At 70.0% G+C, this 16,095-nt stretch carries 17 protein-coding genes; 5 read left to right on the plus strand and 12 right to left on the minus strand.

Going from position 1 to position 16,095, the window contains the following annotated elements:
- Window positions 1-482 precede the first annotated feature (482 nt).
- The 4 genes from OG210_RS06215 to OG210_RS06230 all read right to left on the minus strand — a co-directional run bounded on the left by OG210_RS06215 (window position 483) and on the right by OG210_RS06230 (window position 3,434).
- The gene (locus OG210_RS06215) at window positions 483-965 is read right to left on the minus strand and encodes a GtrA family protein (protein ID WP_371540189.1); all 483 of its coding nucleotides are present in this window, start codon (window positions 963-965) and stop codon (window positions 483-485) included.
- Window positions 966-1,372: 407 nt separating this feature from the next.
- The gene (locus OG210_RS06220; RefSeq protein WP_328331673.1) at window positions 1,373-2,002 is read right to left on the minus strand and encodes a dihydrofolate reductase family protein; all 630 of its coding nucleotides are present in this window, start codon (window positions 2,000-2,002) and stop codon (window positions 1,373-1,375) included.
- Between the two features lie 199 nt (window positions 2,003-2,201).
- Window positions 2,202-2,810, minus strand: coding sequence for a hypothetical protein (locus OG210_RS06225; protein WP_328331671.1), 609 nt, complete (start codon window positions 2,808-2,810; stop codon window positions 2,202-2,204).
- A 3-nt stretch (window positions 2,811-2,813) separates the two neighbouring features.
- A complete protein-coding gene (locus OG210_RS06230) occupies window positions 2,814-3,434 on the minus strand; it encodes a sigma factor-like helix-turn-helix DNA-binding protein (RefSeq protein ID WP_328331668.1) in 621 nt (206 codons plus the stop codon).
- Between the two features lie 361 nt (window positions 3,435-3,795).
- Here OG210_RS06230 and OG210_RS06235 point away from each other — a divergent pair, with 361 nt between their 5' ends.
- Window positions 3,796-4,626 (plus strand): SAM-dependent methyltransferase, encoded by an 831-nt coding sequence (locus OG210_RS06235; protein ID WP_328331666.1) that lies wholly within the window; start codon window positions 3,796-3,798, stop codon window positions 4,624-4,626.
- Here the strand turns inward: OG210_RS06235 and OG210_RS06240 are convergent.
- Window positions 4,599-5,213, minus strand: coding sequence for a TetR family transcriptional regulator (locus OG210_RS06240; protein ID WP_328331664.1), 615 nt, complete (start codon window positions 5,211-5,213; stop codon window positions 4,599-4,601). The genes OG210_RS06235 and OG210_RS06240 overlap by 28 nt on opposite strands.
- A gap of 56 nt (window positions 5,214-5,269) precedes the next feature.
- On the opposite strand from OG210_RS06240, the gene OG210_RS06245 reads away from it, so the two are divergent.
- From OG210_RS06245 to OG210_RS06255, 3 genes are all read left to right on the plus strand, one after another.
- Window positions 5,270-6,493: a beta-ketoacyl-[acyl-carrier-protein] synthase family protein gene (locus tag OG210_RS06245; RefSeq protein ID WP_328331662.1), complete on the plus strand. Its 1,224-nt coding sequence runs from the start codon at window positions 5,270-5,272 to the stop codon at window positions 6,491-6,493.
- An 82-nt stretch (window positions 6,494-6,575) separates the two neighbouring features.
- On the plus strand, window positions 6,576-7,133 hold the full coding sequence (locus OG210_RS06250) for a GH25 family lysozyme (protein WP_328331660.1): 558 nt from the start codon (window positions 6,576-6,578) through the stop codon (window positions 7,131-7,133).
- A 347-nt stretch (window positions 7,134-7,480) separates the two neighbouring features.
- Window positions 7,481-8,701, plus strand: coding sequence for a glycoside hydrolase family 64 protein (locus tag OG210_RS06255; protein WP_328331658.1), 1,221 nt, complete (start codon window positions 7,481-7,483; stop codon window positions 8,699-8,701).
- A gap of 54 nt (window positions 8,702-8,755) precedes the next feature.
- On the opposite strand, the gene OG210_RS06260 is transcribed toward OG210_RS06255, so the two are convergent.
- Window positions 8,756-9,418, minus strand: a complete 663-nt coding sequence (locus OG210_RS06260; protein ID WP_328331655.1) for an ANTAR domain-containing protein — start codon at window positions 9,416-9,418, stop codon at window positions 8,756-8,758.
- Window positions 9,419-9,517: 99 nt separating this feature from the next.
- The gene (locus tag OG210_RS06265) at window positions 9,518-9,730 is read right to left on the minus strand and encodes an EF-hand domain-containing protein (RefSeq protein WP_328331653.1); all 213 of its coding nucleotides are present in this window, start codon (window positions 9,728-9,730) and stop codon (window positions 9,518-9,520) included.
- A 209-nt stretch (window positions 9,731-9,939) separates the two neighbouring features.
- On the opposite strand from OG210_RS06265, the gene OG210_RS06270 reads away from it, so the two are divergent.
- A complete protein-coding gene (locus OG210_RS06270; RefSeq protein WP_328331651.1) occupies window positions 9,940-10,602 on the plus strand; it encodes a GNAT family N-acetyltransferase in 663 nt (220 codons plus the stop codon).
- A gap of 58 nt (window positions 10,603-10,660) precedes the next feature.
- Here the strand turns inward: OG210_RS06270 and OG210_RS06275 are convergent, their stop codons facing one another.
- The 5 genes from OG210_RS06275 to OG210_RS06295 form a co-directional block, all read right to left on the minus strand.
- Window positions 10,661-11,875, minus strand: a complete 1,215-nt coding sequence (locus tag OG210_RS06275; RefSeq protein WP_328331649.1) for a YncE family protein — start codon at window positions 11,873-11,875, stop codon at window positions 10,661-10,663.
- Window positions 11,872-12,675: a polysaccharide deacetylase family protein gene (locus tag OG210_RS06280; RefSeq protein WP_328331647.1), complete on the minus strand. Its 804-nt coding sequence runs from the start codon at window positions 12,673-12,675 to the stop codon at window positions 11,872-11,874. Before OG210_RS06280 ends, OG210_RS06275 begins: the two co-directional genes overlap by 4 nt.
- A gap of 363 nt (window positions 12,676-13,038) precedes the next feature.
- Entirely contained in the window at window positions 13,039-13,563 is a 525-nt protein-coding gene (locus tag OG210_RS06285) for an ATP-binding protein (protein ID WP_328331645.1), read from the minus strand.
- Between the two features lie 221 nt (window positions 13,564-13,784).
- Window positions 13,785-14,552 (minus strand): enoyl-CoA hydratase/isomerase family protein, encoded by a 768-nt coding sequence (locus tag OG210_RS06290; protein WP_371535221.1) that lies wholly within the window; start codon window positions 14,550-14,552, stop codon window positions 13,785-13,787.
- A 91-nt stretch (window positions 14,553-14,643) separates the two neighbouring features.
- Window positions 14,644-15,900: an Ig-like domain-containing protein gene (locus OG210_RS06295; RefSeq protein ID WP_328331641.1), complete on the minus strand. Its 1,257-nt coding sequence runs from the start codon at window positions 15,898-15,900 to the stop codon at window positions 14,644-14,646.
- Window positions 15,901-16,095: the final 195 nt, after the last annotated feature.

Consider the following 16,095-nt stretch of genomic DNA (forward strand, 5'->3'; position numbering starts at 1 on the left):
CTGCACCGAACTCCCCGGCATCGAACGCCCGGCACTGAACATCAGCCTAAAATCAGGTGCGTTGGTGCTGACGGATGCTGGAGGGGTCAAGTGGAGATCGGGCTCACGGAAGCGATTCAGGCGCTTCGGGGGGAGTTGGCCGTGGCGAACCGTTCCACCACACACACCGTCTCGCTCCAGCTCACCGCGCAGACAGCCGACGGCGCGTCCCTCTACACCGGCGCGGAACCGGGGGACGCGGCAGACCTGGAGGACTGACCCCGGGGTGTCCTCCGGTGCGCGAGCCGGGTGCGGGGAGCGGGGGGAGCCGTGGAGAAGGGGAGTTGAGGGTGAGGGGGACGGAAATGGCGTTCGGTGCAGGGGTGGTGCGGGTCATCGGGCGACCGCGTGGGATGAGCTGTTGCGCTGCGTACTGTCGACGCCGTGACGTATGACGCCCGTCGCTTGACCGACGGAACACAAGCGAGGGAACGCACCGGACCTCAGGCGTCGGACTCGTCCGGCGCCGCGGGTATCACTCGGAACACCCAGGTTCGGTAGGACCAGAATCTGAAGAGGGTGGCGACTCCGATGCCGATGAACTTGAATACGTTGCTCTGCAGCGGGCTGTCCCAGCCGAAGCCGTAAGTCGCCAGATAGAGAATGCCGTTCTCGATCACCAGGCCGATGGCGCTGAACAGCAGGAAGAGCCCCATCTCACGGGTACAGCCGCTCTTGTCCCGGTCCCGGTAGGCGAAGTATCGGAGCCCGGTGTAATTGAAGATGATCGAAACGACGGTGGCGATCACACTCGCGCTCACCACCGGTATCGAGGTGGTGTGGCGCACGAGATTGAACACCAGGAGATTGACCGCCACGCCGGACACGCCGACAGCTGCGAATTTCACGACCTCCCGCGCCTTCGGAGGCGGCGCTTTCGGAGGCTGCGCTGCCACTCGTACCGCTTGCTCACCTCTTACGGACATCGGCACAGTTCCTTCGGGGAGGGCTGGCGGGAGTCGATGTTCCTCTCACCCCCACCGGCCACCGGCTCCACACACCGGAGGCGTGGGGGCATGGGGGGCTGGGGCGTGGAGTGTGGGGTCGATGGCGCGAACCGAGCACTCAGGCGCCCGGGGCACCTGGCCGAGGCACGTGGCTGCTCGGACCACCTGGTCGGGCGGCCCGTACGGAGAGCCGTACGGAAGCGCCGTATGAAGGCCGACGGCGGCTTTGGCGTGGTGTGGCGGCGCTCCCCGGCGGGGTGCTGCGCGACACCATCCCCTCCAGACTCCCACTGGAAGCCGGCCTGTCAAGACGATCAAGAAGCGGGGGGCTCAGGGCAAGCGGCGGGCCCCTGGAAGTTCTCGTGACCCGTGCTCGCTTCCCGTCCTCACTCCTGGTCGTCCAGCAGGAACGATCCGTACTCGGGCTCCCCCGCCCGTTCGTAGACGCAGTACTGCACGCCCACGCTGGTGACGCGGGATTCCGTGAGCGTCCAGGCGGATGGGGCGGCGCCCTCGGCGAAGAGCCGCTTGCCGGTGCCGATGATCACGGGATGGACGAGCAGCCGGTACTCGTCGACGAGGTCGTGCTGCTGCAGGGTGCGGATGAGGTCGCTGCTGCCCTGCGTCATGATCACGCCGTCGAGCCGCTCCTTGAGTTCCGCGACGGACTCCTCGGCTTCGCCCTTCAGGAGATGGGAGTTGTGCCAGTCCAGGCTGGAGCGGGTGCGCGAAGCGACGTACTTGGGCATGGCGTTGAGTTTCACGGCGATCGGATTGTTCTCGTCGGTGATACGAGGCCAGTAGGCGGCGAAGAGGTCATAGGTCTTCCGGCCGAGCAGGAGATGGTCGGCGGTCTGCTCGAAGACGTCCTTCATGAGGCCCATGAAGTCGTTGTCGACGTACGGGACCTGCCAGCCCCCGTGCTCGAAGCCCTCGTCGACGTCCTCGCCCGGGCCGCCAGGGGCCTGGATGACACCGTCCAGAGTGACGAACGCGGTGACGATCAGCTTGCTCATGGTGCCGCCTTTCACGTGTGAACGGGTGCGGAAACCGCCTGTACCAGGGTCGACTCCCGGGCCGGCGAGAACTCATCGCCGCGGTCCGCCGGTCGCCTCCGGTGTGCGGGAGGCAGCCATGGCTGCGCCCGGCGCGTCCCTCAGCACCACGAAACTCCCATAGCGGCAGAAGTCCGGCCAGCCGGACCGCCCTGCCGCGTCACCCCTCCCGCAGGTACAGCCGGTCGACCGCCTCTGCCAGTGCCCGGGGCAGGTGGGGCGGGAGGCCGTGGTGGAGCTGGGCCAGCAGGCTGTGGCGGGCTTCTTCCGGGAGGAGGTCCGGGCGGGGTGCGGCGGGTCCGGGGAGTTCCGGGCGGGGGCCGGTGCGGGCGGTGGGCAGTTTCGCCGACTGCACGCGCCAGTACTTGGCGTCCCGGTACTCACCGCGCCTGCGGTGGTCCAGGAAGAGCGCGTACGCGGCGGTCCTGCTGCCCTCGCCCGCTGCGAACTGCCACCAGGAGCGGGCCGCGTCGTGTCTGCCGGTGATGTGCAGCAGCGCGGCGAGCACCAGCGCGCCCTCGGGGCCGGGGCGCTCCTCGTCGACCAGGCGGGAGAGGGCGGCCGCCGCCTGCGGGGCGTTCAGGACCAGGGCACAGGCCAGGCCCAGTTCGTGTGCGGCCTGTTCGTACGCCGTCGGGTAGGGGGCCGGGGCCGGGGCGTCGGGACGCGCCGGGGCGTGCGGGCGGTCGGGGTCCGCCGTGGGCCGGAGCCGGGGTTCGTTCTGCGGGGTGTACGGGACGTGCGGGACGTCCCCATGCTTCCCGTACATGCGCTACTCCCCCGGGCCGGGCGCCCATTCGAGGCCCAGGTCCAGGGCCAGTCTCCGCTTCGCGTGCCGGATGTGCGAGCGGACTGTCTCCTGCGGGACGCCCATGAGGAACGCGGTGCGGGCCTGATCGTATTCCAGTACGTACCGGAGCAGCAGTACGTCGTACTGGCGCTCCGGGAGGGCCGCGATGGCCGCGTAGAGCCCCGGCCGCGGCTGCGGCTGCGGCTGGTCGACGCCGGTTCGTTCCGCGCCGGGGGCCGGTGGCCCGCAGGTGCCCAGGATGGTCTCGCACACCTTGGCCGGCGCGGCGATGCGGACCAGCGCCGGTTCCAGGCCGCGCTCGTCCAGCCACTCGAAGATGATCTCCTTGAAGATCTTCCAGGAGTGCCCCTCGACCGACTCCTGGCGCAGCGCGTGTTCCCAGTGCAGTGTCAGCCTGCCCTTGAGTTCACCGACCAGGCCGTGCGCCGTCGCGCTGTCGCCGACCTGCAGGAAGGCGTAGGACTGCCACTCCTCGTGGTGCTCGGCGCAGAACGCCTCGCAGACCATGTGCAGTCGGCGCGCCGACAGGCCGCCTGTCGACGCCCGTAAGGCGCCGGCATCCACTGCGGTTGTTCGACGCATACACGTACCTGCTCTGCTGTGCCCCGCGCCGGCCCCCCGCTGGAACCCGCGTCCGGTGATGAGGGATACGCCCCCGTACGCCGACGCACACCATGCTCCGCACATCCATGCCGTGACGCATACAGAAGCCGCTATCGGTGTTCGTCTCATTACGTTGGGCTCGTATATGTGTACCCGAAAACAGAGGGGGCTGGTTCCGTTTCCCGACGTGGACCGGACTGGACCGGGCTGGACCGGAGTTGGCCGGAGTTGGCTGAAGTTGACTTGAGTTGACCTGAGTTGAATTGAGCCAGCCGGAGTTTCGGCACCGCTCGGCGGGCATGGTGCTCACGAGCGGCGCACCGACAAGGGGAGGCACGTCATGACGGACCACAACGGGCGGGCGCCCGGTACGAGTTCGGTCGACCTGGAGCTGGACCGGGCCCACTCGGCCCGGATGTACGACTACTACCTGGGGGGCACCACCAACTTCACCGCCGACCGGGAGGCGGTCGGCAGGGTGCTCACCGCGTTCCCCGGTGTGCGCATCGCCGCGCGGACGAACCGGGAGTTCATGCACCGCGCCACCCGGTGGGCCGCCGAGAACGGGCTGCGCCAGTTCCTCGACATAGGCACCGGCATCCCCACCTCCCCGAACCTCCACGAAGTGGTCCAGCTCTCCGTGCCGACCGCGCATGTGGTGTACGCCGACAACGACCCCATCGTGCTCGCCCACGCCCAGGCGCTGCTGCGCAGCACACCACAGGGACGGACCGCGTACGTCGAGGCCGACGCCACGGATCCCGACACCCTGCTGAAGGCGTCCGCCCTGCGCGACACCCTCGATCTGAGCCGGCCCGTCGCGCTGAGCCTCAACGCGTTGCTGCACTTCGTCACCGACGCCGACGGCGCCCACTCGATCATCGAGCGGTACAAGGACGCGCTCGCGCCGGGCAGCACGCTCGCCCTGTCGCACGCCACCCCGGACTTCGACGCGGAGACCATGAACCGCATGATCGACATCTACACCGCGGCCGGCACGCCGCTGCAGTTCCGCACCCGGGCGGAGTTCAGCCGCTTCTTCGACGGCTGGGAGCTCGTCGACCCGGGCGTCACGGTGTCCCACCGGTGGCGGCCCGACGACCCCCGGGAGTCCGGCCAGGTCAGCGATGCCGACGCAGCCTGCTACGTGGCCGTGGCCCGCAAGCCCTGACAGCCGGGACGCGGCGGGGCGAGCTTGCGGGCCGTCTCCACCACGTGGGCCCGCAGCGCGTCGGCATCGGGCGGCCCCTCTCCCGTATCCAGGACCAGCCGGGCCATCTGCGGGAACGCGAGCGGCCAGACCGCCACCCCGATGAGGGCGAGGAACGTGGCGGCGGCGTCCCCGGTGAGCCGCCCGCCGGTGGACTCCGCCAGCGCCGCCGCCTTCCGCGCGTAGTGCGCGGTGCGCACCTCACCGCCGGGCACCGCCCGGTCGCCGTAGTGCAGGGCCTCCCACATCAGCATCCGGGTCAGCTCGGGGTTGCTCCGGTGGTAGTCGTACATCCGTCCCGCGTACTCGCCCGGGTCGCCGTCCGGCAGCCCGACGCGTACCGCGTGTTCGTTCAGCGCCTCCGCGACGACCGCAGTGAACAGCTTCTCCTTGCTGCCGAAGTACCCGTAGATCCGCTCCTTGTTGGCCCCCGCCCGCTCGGCGATGCGGTCGACGCGGGCGCCGCTCATGCCGTGTTCGGCAAACTCCGTGCGCGCGGCCGCCAGCAGGCGGGCGCGGGTCCCCTCGGCGCGGGCGCTTGTCGTCATGGGGAGATCATACGCAGGTTGCCAACCAACTGGATGGTTGGCTACGGTCCCCCAACATGGCGACAAAAACGGATGTCTGGGTCACCGGGCTGGGGGCCACCACGCCCCTCGGCGGCGATGTCCCGAGTACCTGGGCCGCGATGACGGCGGGCGAGAACGGAATCGGCAGCCTGGACGGTGAGAGCTGGGCGCGGCAGCTGCCGGTGCGGATCGGGGCCCGGATGCGCCAGGACCCGGCGGATTCGCTGAAGCGCACCGAGGCCCGCCGGCTCGACCGGTGCGAACAGGCCGCGCTCGTCTGCGCCCGCGAGGCATGGGCGGACGCGGGCGCGCCCGGCGTCGATCCGGACCGGCTCGCTGTGGTGATCGGTACGGGCATCGGCGGCGTGCTCTCCCTGCTGGGGCAGAACCGCGTACTGGAGGAGTCGGGTCCGAGGAAGGTCTCGCCGCACACCGTCCCCATGCTCATGGCCAACGGCCCCGCCGCCTGGGTCTCCATCGACCTGGGAGCCCGGGGCGGGGCGCACACACCGGTGAGCGCCTGCGCGTCGGGGGCGGAGGCCATCGCGTACGGCCTCGACCTCATCCGGGCAGGACGGGCCGACATCGTGGTGGCGGGCGGATCCGAGGCGAGCCTGCATCCGCTGCCGCTGACCGCCTTCGCGCAGATGATGGCACTGTCGACGGCCAACGACGACCCTGACGGCGCCTCACGCCCCTTCGACGCAGCGCGGGGCGGCTTCGTGCTCGGAGAGGGCGCCGCCGTCCTGGTCCTGGAGAGCGCCGAGCACGCCCGCGCCCGCGCCGCGCGGGCGCACGGAGCGGTGGCCGGGGCGGGGACGACGTCCAGCGCGCAGCACATCACCGCGTCCGACCCCGACGGTCAAGTACGGGCCATCCGCAAGGCGTTGCGGGACGCGGAGATCGCCCCCGGGGACATCGGGCACGTCCACGCGCACGCCACGTCCACCCCGCAGGGCGATCTCGCGGAGGCGGAAGCGGTCGCCGCGGCTGTCGGTACCCACCCGGTGGTCACGGCCACCAAGTCCATGACCGGTCATCTGCTGGGCGCTTCGGGCGCGTTGGGTGCGCTGGCGGCGATCCTGGCACTGCGGGACGGGACCGTTCCGCCGACCAGGAACCTGACCCGGCTCGACGACCGGGTACCGCTGGATGTCGTCACCGGCAGTGCCCGCAGCGGGCGTTGGGACGCGGCCCTGGCCAACTCGTTCGGCTTCGGCGGCCACAACGTATCCCTGGTTCTCACTTCGCCCAGGTGAGCGAATGCAGTCGAGCCCGCCGGAATGGGTAAGTGGAATGTGGAATACCTGAATTTCCACCACACACCGGGAGGCGGTGCACATGCTGCACGGCATCGATGTCAGTACGTACCAGACGTCGTTCGACACCGACGGTCTGGCCTTTGTGTTCATCAAGGCCTCCGAGGGCCACACCTATGTCAATCCGCGGCTGACCGCACAGACCAAGCTGGCGCGGGACGGCGGGTGCGTCGTCGGCTTCTACCACTTCCTGTGGCCGGGGCACATCCAGACGCAGGCCGAGTACTTCGTGAGCAAGGCCCCCGAGAAGGGGGGCGACCTGCTCGCGGTGGACTGGGAGACCACCGGCGATCACACCAGGGCCAGCAACGCCGAGAAGGACAGCTTCATCCGCGCGGTGAAGAAGCTGCGGCCGCACAACCGGGTGCTGCTGTACACGAACCGCGACTTCTGGCTGCACCACGACACCACGTCGTACGCCGGGGACGGGCTGTGGATCGCGGACTACACCACGGCGGGCAAGCCCAGGATCAAGGCGGCCTGGACCTTCCACCAGTACACCGACAGCCCGCTCGACAAGGACGTGGCCAACTCGCGCTTCGCGAGCAAGAGCGCGCTGAAGGAGTGGGCCACACCGTAGGGAGCGGCTGTACCGCAGGAATTGGCTGCACAGGGGTGTCGGGCTGCCGGCGCCAGGAGTCGTCGGTCCCAGCCGCGCCGACGATGTCGAAACCGGTCGCGCCGATCAGCTCCCCCTACGACCCGCCCGGCGGCCTCGTCGCCCCGGATACCGCGCCCGCTTCCGCCCGGATGCCTGCCTTCTCCGCCTTCAAGTGGTGAAGGCGGAGAAGAATAAGAGAGCGCTCTCAGCCATAGGTATTGACCTGTCCCCCGAGCCTCGCAACAGTAAGGGCCATGCGGGAGGCCACCCCCACACAGCACCGCCGCCTCCCGCGCTCCGCCCCCCACAGACCACAGGAGACTTGCGTGATATCCCGCAGACTGTTCCTGACCGGCGCCGCGGCCACCGCCACCGCTCTCACCTACCCCGCCTGGGGAAGCGCACTGAGTCCGCGCGCCTCGGCCTCCGCCGCCACCTGCGAACTGGCCCTGGAGAACAAGTCGTTGCCCGGCAACGTCAACGCCTATGTCACCGGCCACGAGCAGGGCACCGACCAGTGGGTCCTGCTGCGCGCCGACGGCAGCGTCTACCACCCGCAGTCGCCGTCGGCCCCGCAGACACCGCTTCCCGTCGACTGCGCCATCCCGCTGAAGGCGGCAGGCGCGGGGCCGGTGACCCTGACGCTGCCTCAGATGTACGGCGCGCGCGTCTACTTCGTACGCGACGACAAACTGGACTTCTTCCTCAACCCGGGCCCGGCCCTGGTCGAGCCGGCCTTCGCCACCGCCGCGGACCCGAACTACGGCCGCACCTGGTCGTTCTGCGAGTTCACCTTCAACCCGGACCAGCTGTACGCCAACATCTCCTACGTCGACCTGGTGACCTCCCTGCCCATCGGGCTCTCGCTCAAGGGCGACAGCGACCACACCGTGGCGCCGCTCCCCGACGGCGCGGTCGACAAGATCGCCGCGGATCTCACCGCCCAGGCGGGCAAGGACGGCCAGCCCTGGGACAAGCTGGTCATCCGCGGCTCGGACGGCAAGGTGCTACGGGTGATCTCGCCGCAGAACCTGATGGCGTCCGGATCCCCCGACGCGATGCCGTTCGGCGATCTGTGGACCGGCTACGTGGACCAGGTCTGGGAGAAGTACAGCTCCACCGACCTCACCATCGACCTGCAGGGCGGCAAGGGCAGCCTGAAGGGCCGGGTGAGCGGCGGCACCCTCACCTTCGACGGCGGCCACACCTTCACCAAGCCCGACTCGAAGTCCATCTTCACCTGCAACGACGGCCCCTTCGCCAACAATCCGGGTGACCCGGACGACAAGAAGGCGCTGCTCGCCAGGATCGCGGCCGGGTTCAACCGGTCGATCATGCTCACCCACCCCAGCCAGCCGAACGGCACCACGGCTGCCGACTACTACCAGGGGGACGTCACCAACCACTGGGCGCGGGTGGTGCACGCCAACTCGCCGATCGGGTACGCCTTCCCGTACGACGATGTGGTCCCCGACGGCCAGCCCGATGTCTCGGGCGCCGCGAACGACGGCAATCCGGTCCGCTTCACGGTGTCCGTCGGGTCCTGACGCCGCACGACCTGGCCCTCGCCCGCACCCTCGCCCTCGCCGTCCGGTGTCCGCTCAGCCGGACGGCGAGGCGTCCAGGCGCAGTTCGCGGTCCACGACGGCGCGTGCCACGTCGGCCAGCTTCAGCCGGTGGGACCTCGCGTGGCCGCGCAGCACGCCGAATGCCTCTCCGGTCCCGGTGTGCAGCTGTTCGGCGAGCATTCCCTTGGCCTGCTCGATGACGATCCTGCTGTCCAGCGCCCGGCTCAGCTGCCCCACGGTCTCGCGGTGGCCGCGGAGTTCCTCGCTCTGCGCCTGGAGCACCATGGCCAGCTCACCCAGCCGCTGGGCGGACTCGATCTGGGCGTCGGACAGTTCACGCTCCTGGCTGAACAGCTGGAGTACGGCGCAGGGCCGGCCGGCGCTGTCGTGCAGCGGCAGCAGCGTCGCGAGGGTGTGGCCGTCGGCCAGCGCGCGGCCGGTGAACCCGGGCCAGCGCGCGCCCTGTTCGCGGAGGTCGATGTTGGTCAGCGCGCGGTCGCCGCGCAGACACTCGGGGCCCGGTTCGCCGCTGTGCGCCGCGGCGGCTTCCGCCGGCATCACACCGGCCCCGGATAGCTGGAGCAGCTCGGCGCATTCGTGGCCCAACTGCCGTAGGAGAGACGGCGCCCGCGCTTCGTCGGCCGCGACGGCCGCGAGCCGGAAGGCACTGCGGATCCACTGCTGTTCCCGGTCCATGTCGGGCCAGATTACCCAGGCGGGGCAGAGCCCGGAGCCGTACGGCACGACAGCCCCCCGGCACCGGTGCCGGGGGGCGTACGCGCTGCTCGTGACGCGCTACTTGTCCAGCGACGCCCAGAACTCCTCGAAGGAGAGCCTGCCGTCACCGTTGGCGTCCTTGGACCTGATGATGGACTGAGCCACGGTCTCGGTCACATGGAAGTCACCGAGCTGCGCCATGACGCTCTTGTACTCGTTCGCCGTGATCCGGCCGTCGCCGTCCACGTCGAGACGCTCGAACGCCTTGCGGGCCTCTTCTTTGTCCGCCACTGGGTCCACCCCTTCTTGGTACGTGCCTGACGGTAGTCAGATTAACCGGCGGGGCGGGGCCGCATGACCCGGCGGGGTGCGCCTCCCGGCGACCGCCCCGACAGAGCGGGAGAGCCGCCCGGTCGTAAGGCTCCGGGTCCGTCGTCGTTCATGTCTGCGAGTCTGTTCCTGCCAGCCGGTGGAGACTCGAGCCGAGGAGATACCCGAAGATGTGTACGACCAGGAACGGTGCGTCACGCGGCACTCTGGCAGCCATCCTGGCTGCGGCGGCCCGCGGCTCCTTCCCTCCGGCTGACGGGGCGACGACCGTGATCGCGCAGCCGAACTCCCGGGACGCCGGGGTACTCGCCCTGACCGCCCACTCGGTGGTCTTCCTCGACGAGGATCCGCTGTGGGTACGGAAGACACTGGCCGGGATCGCGGCGGACCCGCTCGCCGCGGCGATGAACCCGGCCTTCCTGGCCGCGCTGATGGCGCGTACCGGCCGCCGGATGAACACCATCGACCTGCTGACGGCCGCCCCCGCGCTGCCGGGCGAACCCCCCGTCGCACTGCGGGAGATCGAGGACCCGGACCACCCGAGGGTGGTCCGGTCCCGGACCTTCCGCGACGGCGTCCGGGTGTGGGCGGCGGACGGCGGGGTGCTGATCATGGGACGCGGGGTCGCGGGGCGCCAGGAGGCCGCCATCGAGGTGGACGAGGCGGCGCGCGGCCGGGGGCTGGGACCACGGCTGGCGGTGGCCGCCCGGCACCTCGTCGAGGGAGATGCCGTGTGGGCGCAGCAGTCGCCGGGCAACGCCCGCAGCGTGCGGGCGTTCCAGCGGGCGGGGTATCTGCCGGTGGGCTCGGAGGCACTGCTGGTGGCGGAGTGACCCCGCTCCCCGATCCGCCCCGATCCGGCCCGATCCGGCCTGATCCGGACGACAGGCCCTAACGGAAGATCCCGGTGTGCCCCAGCGAGTAGCGGCCGGGCTGCGGGTACACCGCGAGGCCGTGCGGGCCGCTGCCGACCGGGATACGGGCGAGCTGCTTGCCGCTGGTGGTGTCGATCGCGTACACCTCCGCGTTGTAACGCCCGGTCAGCCAGAGCACCTTGCCGTCCGCCGAGACACCGCCCATGTCGGGGCTGCCACCGCCGGGCAGGACCCACTTCTTGATGAGCTTGTTCTGCGCGAAGCCGAAGACCGAGATGGTGCCCTCACCCCGGTTGGAGATGTACATGTCCTTGGAGTCCCTGCTGATGTAGAGCCCGTGGCAGCCCTTGCCGGTGTGCACCAGCTTCGGGGTGGTGAACTTGTCCGCCGGGAGCACCCAGACCCCGTCGGCCACCATGTCGGCGATGTAGAAGGTCCGGCCGTCCGGCGAGATCTTCACGTCCTGCGGCATCGCCCCCTTGAAGGGCAGCTTCTGCTGGCCGACCACCTTCATCTTCTCGGTGTCGACCTTGAGCAGTTCGCCGGAGAACTCACAGGAGACGATGAAGTACCGCCCGTCGGCCGAGAAGTCCGCGTGGTTGACGCCGGAACACGTCACCGGGAGCGTCTTCCTGACCTTCATGGTGTGCGGGTCGCGGAAGACGAGCTGGCGGTCGAGCGAGGCCATGACGATGGCGTACTTGCCGTTGGGCGTGAAGTAGAGGTTGTACGGGTCGTGGACGGCGAGCGTCTTCCCGACCTTGCCGTTCGCCGGGTTGATCGGCGTGAGCGTGTTGCCGCGGTCGTTGTTGACCCAGAGCGTCTTCAGGTCCCAGGAGGGCACGACGTGCTGCGGCTGCACACCGACCGGGATGGTGCGGATGACCTTGTACGTCTTGGGGTTGATCACATTGACCGTGTTGGAGTTGGTGTTCGGAACGTAGACCAGGGACGGGAACTTCCGCACGACGGGCGAGAGTTTGCCCGGGCGGTCCGCCGCGTACAGGTCCTTGGGATTGAGGACCGGGGGCATACCGGCCAGCGGCGCGGGTTCCGCCGACTTCGCCATGGTGCCCCGCTGTGCGACGGCTGCGGTGGTAGCCCTGGTGTCGGCTGAGTGTGCACGGTGCCCGTGCCCGGTCCCGCCGGACGACCCGCAGCCGCCGAGTGCGACGGTGAGGCCGGTGGTGACGGTGGCGGCGAACAGCCCGGTGGTGCGTTTGGTGATCATGACGTCAGCAGCTCCGTAGTCGTCACCGCGTGCAGCCCGCGGCGGTCGAAGGCGTCGAGGATGGCGGGCAGCGCGGCGACCGTGTCCGCATAGCCGAAGTGCATCGAGACCACCGACCCCGGCTGGACCGCGCCGGTGACGTTGCGGACGACGGCCGCGCTGCCGGGCGAGGTGAAGTCCTTGGAGTCGGTGTCGTACGAGAGCACGTGCGGGTACCCCGCGCGTTTCGCGAGCCGCTGGACCAGGGGGGTCGCGTACTGGGTGCGCGAGGGGCGGAACCAGGTACCGATGGAGCCCGTGAGCCGCCGCAGCCGGTCGGCGCAGCCGGTGATCTCGGCGTACGCCTCCCGCTCGCCCATCGCCGAGATGGAGGTGTGGTGGAGGGTGTGGTTGCCCAGGTCGTGACCGCCGTCGAGGATCCGGCGGGCCATCGCGGGATACTCGTCGAGCCAGGTACCGACGGCGAGGACGGTGACCCGCGCTCCGGCCCGTTCCGCCTCGGCGAGTACGGACTTGGCGACTGCGGGGCTGCCCTGGCCGTGGAAGGTGAGCGCGACGCGGGGCCGGCCGCGGGGGCCGTGCGCGATCTGGGCCGGTTGCCCGGCGAAGGCGAGGGGGGCCGGGGCGTGGTGCGGGACCGGGGATTTCGCGGGACCGGAAGGGGAGCGTGCGGGGCGGGCCCCGGCCGGGGAAGGGGCCGCGGCGGGTGCGCCACCGCCGGAACAGCCCGCGGTGAACGCCCCGGCGACGGCCGCGCCGGCTCCTGCCCGCAGTGCGCTGCGGCGGCTTATGTCAGTCACGCGACCATTTAATGAGGAATCGCCCGGTCCGGCCTTTTTTGCCTCATTCCGTCCGGCGGCGGCACAAGGCCGCCAGAAGCGGCCGACCGCGTTCCTGATGCGGCAATCACCCGCCGGAACGCGCACTCACTCGCTGATTGCCAGGCGGGTCGACGGCTTCACCTGGGATTCACAGCAGCCACGCCGCGATCCGGATGGGTACAACCGGGTGGCATCCCGGCCGTACGGGGTCCCCTTTCACGGGTACGGACTTCCACCGGCGCGGCGTTCACCGGTAGGGACTTCGACCGGCGCGGCTTCGGCAGACACACAGCTTCGGCAGGCGCAGACCTCGGCAGGCGCAGGATTCGACAGGCACAGGCGTCACGAGGACTGACGGTCGGCGACCCTCATCTCGAACCAGGTGGTCTTGCCGCGCGGCAGCAGATCCACCCCCCAGCGGTCCGAGAGCTTGTCGACCAGGAAGAGGCCGCGGCCGCTGACGTCCATCGGCTGGACCGGCATCAGACAGGGCAGCCCGCGGGACGGATCGCGCACCTCCACCCGGATCCAGCCCCGGCGGCGCAGCATCCGGAGCCCGAAGACCCGGGCGCCGGTGTGGCGGACCGCATTGCCGACGAGCTCCGACACCAGTAACACCGCGTACTCGGCGGTCTGCGCGGAGAGCCCCCACTGACGCAGCACGACACCCCGGGTGAGCCGCCGCGCGGTCGCCGCCGACTCAGGACGGGACGCCAGGTGCACCTCCGCGTCCGTTGGACTGCCGAACAACTCCAGGGCTTTCAGAGCCTGTTCGTCCTCAACGGCCGGTACCCATCGCGCAGCATCCGCATGAACGCGCTGCCGCGGCTGCTCCACACCCTCCAGGCCCGCCATGCCCCCCATCATGGCTGCCCGAAGCGGCCTCCGGGGCCGTTCCGGGGGAATCCGCAGCCAGGGACCGGGGCCGGGCACCCCGCGTTTTGGCATATGCACTTGGCATTGCAGAGGCCGTGACACCCGCCCTGAGCTGCGAAGATTCCCTCCCCATGAACGAAATTCAAGAGCAGTGATCACTCACGCCTTAAGGCTCCCTTAAGGCGCGGCTAATCCACCCAACCGGGTGCCGCTCAGCGGAACTTGGCCTTGCCGGGACCCTCTTCGACGAAGCTGCGCATCCCCAGTTCGCGGTCCTCCGTCGCGAAGAGACCGGCGAACCAGGTGCGCTCGATCGCCAGTCCGGTGTCGAGGTCCGTCTCCAGACCCGCATCGACGGATTCCTTCGCGGCGCGCAGCGCGATGGCCGGTCCCTGGGCGAGCCGTGCCGCCCAGGCGTGCGCCTGCTCGTACACCTCGGCCGCCGGGACGACCCGGTCGACCAGGCCGAGGGCGAGCGCCTCGGGCGCCTTGACCTGACGGCCGGTGAAGATCAGGTCCTTGGCCTTGGAGGGGCCGATCAGCCGGGAGAGCCGCTGGGTGCCGCCGGCGCCGGGGATCAGGCCGAGCAGGATCTCGGGCTGGCCGAGCTTGGCGTTGTCGGCCGCGATACGGAAGTCGGCGCAGAGCGCCAGTTCGCAGCCGCCGCCCAGCGCGTATCCGGTGACCGCGGCCACCACGGGCTTGGGGATCCGGGCCACCGCGGTGAAGGAGTCCTGCAGGGCCCGGGAGCGTACGACCATCGCCGCGTGGTCCATGGCCTGCATCTCCTTGATGTCCGCCCCGGCCGCGAACACCTTCTCACCGCCGTAGAGCACCACGGCGCGTACGTCGTCGCGGTGGGACGCCTCTTCGGCGAGCTCGCGGAGCCGGTCCTGGATCGCGACGTTGAGCGCGTTCATCGGCGGGCGGTCCAGACGGATGGTGCCGACGCCTTCGGAGACTTCGAGGGTGACTGTCATGACAGCAGGTTAACGGCGGCTAACGCGGTGCGGCCCGGTGCACTTGGTCACAGTGCACCGGGCCGCAGAAGGCCGGACGGGAGGGCCGGTGTTACTTCTTCCAGTCCGCCCAGGACATGTTCCAGCCGTTGAGCCCGTTGTCCGGCTGGATCGTCTTGTCGTGCGAGTTCTTGACGATCACCACGTCACCGACGATCGACCTGTTGTAGTACCAGGCGGCCGGGGTCTCCTTGCTCCAGCCACCGCGCACATCGTGCAGACCGACACAGCCGTGGCTGGTGTTGGCGGCGCCGAACGTGCCGCTGGACGCCCAGTAGTTGCCGTGCACGAAGGTGCCGGAGTCGGACAGGCGCATCGCGTGCGGCACGTCCTTGATGTCGTACTCACCGCCGAACCCGACGGTGGCGCCGTTCATCCGGGTCACCGCGTACTTCTCGCTGATCACCATCTGGCCGTTGTACGTCGTGGTCGCCGGGGCGCCCGCGCTGATCGGGATGGTCCTGATCAGCTTGCCGTCCTTGACGACCTTCATGGTGTGGTTGTCCGCGTCCACCGTGGAGACCATCGAGCGGCCGACGGTGAACTTCACGGTCTTGGTCTGCTTCCCGTACACCCCGGGCCGGCCCTCGACCCCGTCGAGGTTCAGCTTCACCGTCACCTTGGTGCCGGCCGCCCAGTACTTCTCGGGGCGGATGTCGAGGCGGTCGTTGCCGAACCAGTGGCCCTCGACCGGTACGGCGGGGTCGGCGGTCACCTTGATCGCGTCCTCGACGTCCGCGGGATGGGTGATCCCACGGGTGAAGTGGATCGATACCGGCATACCGACACCGACGGTCGAGCCGTCCTCCGGTGTGTACTGGCCGAGGAAGGTGTTCTTCGGCACGAGCGTGGTGAAGGCCGTGTCCTTCGCGGACTCCCGGCCCTTGGCGTCCTTGGCGACCGCGTGCACCTTGAACTTGGTGGCTGCGGGCAGGTGCTGGAGCGGCTGCCAGCTGGCGCCGCCCGCCGCGATACGGCCGGCGACCTCGTCGCCCTTGGCGTCCTTGACCGTGACGGAGGTCAGTCTCCCCCGGTCCGCGGTGACCTTGAGCGCGTCGCTGGTGGCCACCGACTCGGCGCCGTCCCGCGGGGTCACGGTCACAACGGCCTGCGAGGCCGCGGGGCCGTCCCCCTTGCCCCCGCTCTGCTTCGCCTTCTCATCGCTGCCGCCGCTCCCCGAACCGCCGCACGCCGTGACGAGCAGCAGCAGCGCGCCCAGCAGGAGGGCCAGCAGGCCGGGCCCGCCGCGCCTCTGCCCGTGCGCAGGCCGGACCCCGGCCGATGTCCCCGATATCGGTCGCCCGTTCAAGATGGTGGTCTCCCCTCGCGCACATCCCGGCGCCGCCGGTGCACGTACCCCCGCGCGCCCTGTCCGCGCGCACTGTTCACAGAATAATCGCAGCGCGGGCCCGCCTGGCTCCCCGCCAATGTCACCGTTCCGTTCCAACCGGGCGCGGGCGCGCAGGTCATGGGGGCACGGCACGGCTCGTACGGGCAGGGCGGG

The organism is Streptomyces sp. NBC_00466, assembly GCF_041433995.1.
In the GTDB taxonomy this organism is placed as follows: Bacteria; Actinomycetota; Actinomycetes; order Streptomycetales; family Streptomycetaceae; genus Streptomyces.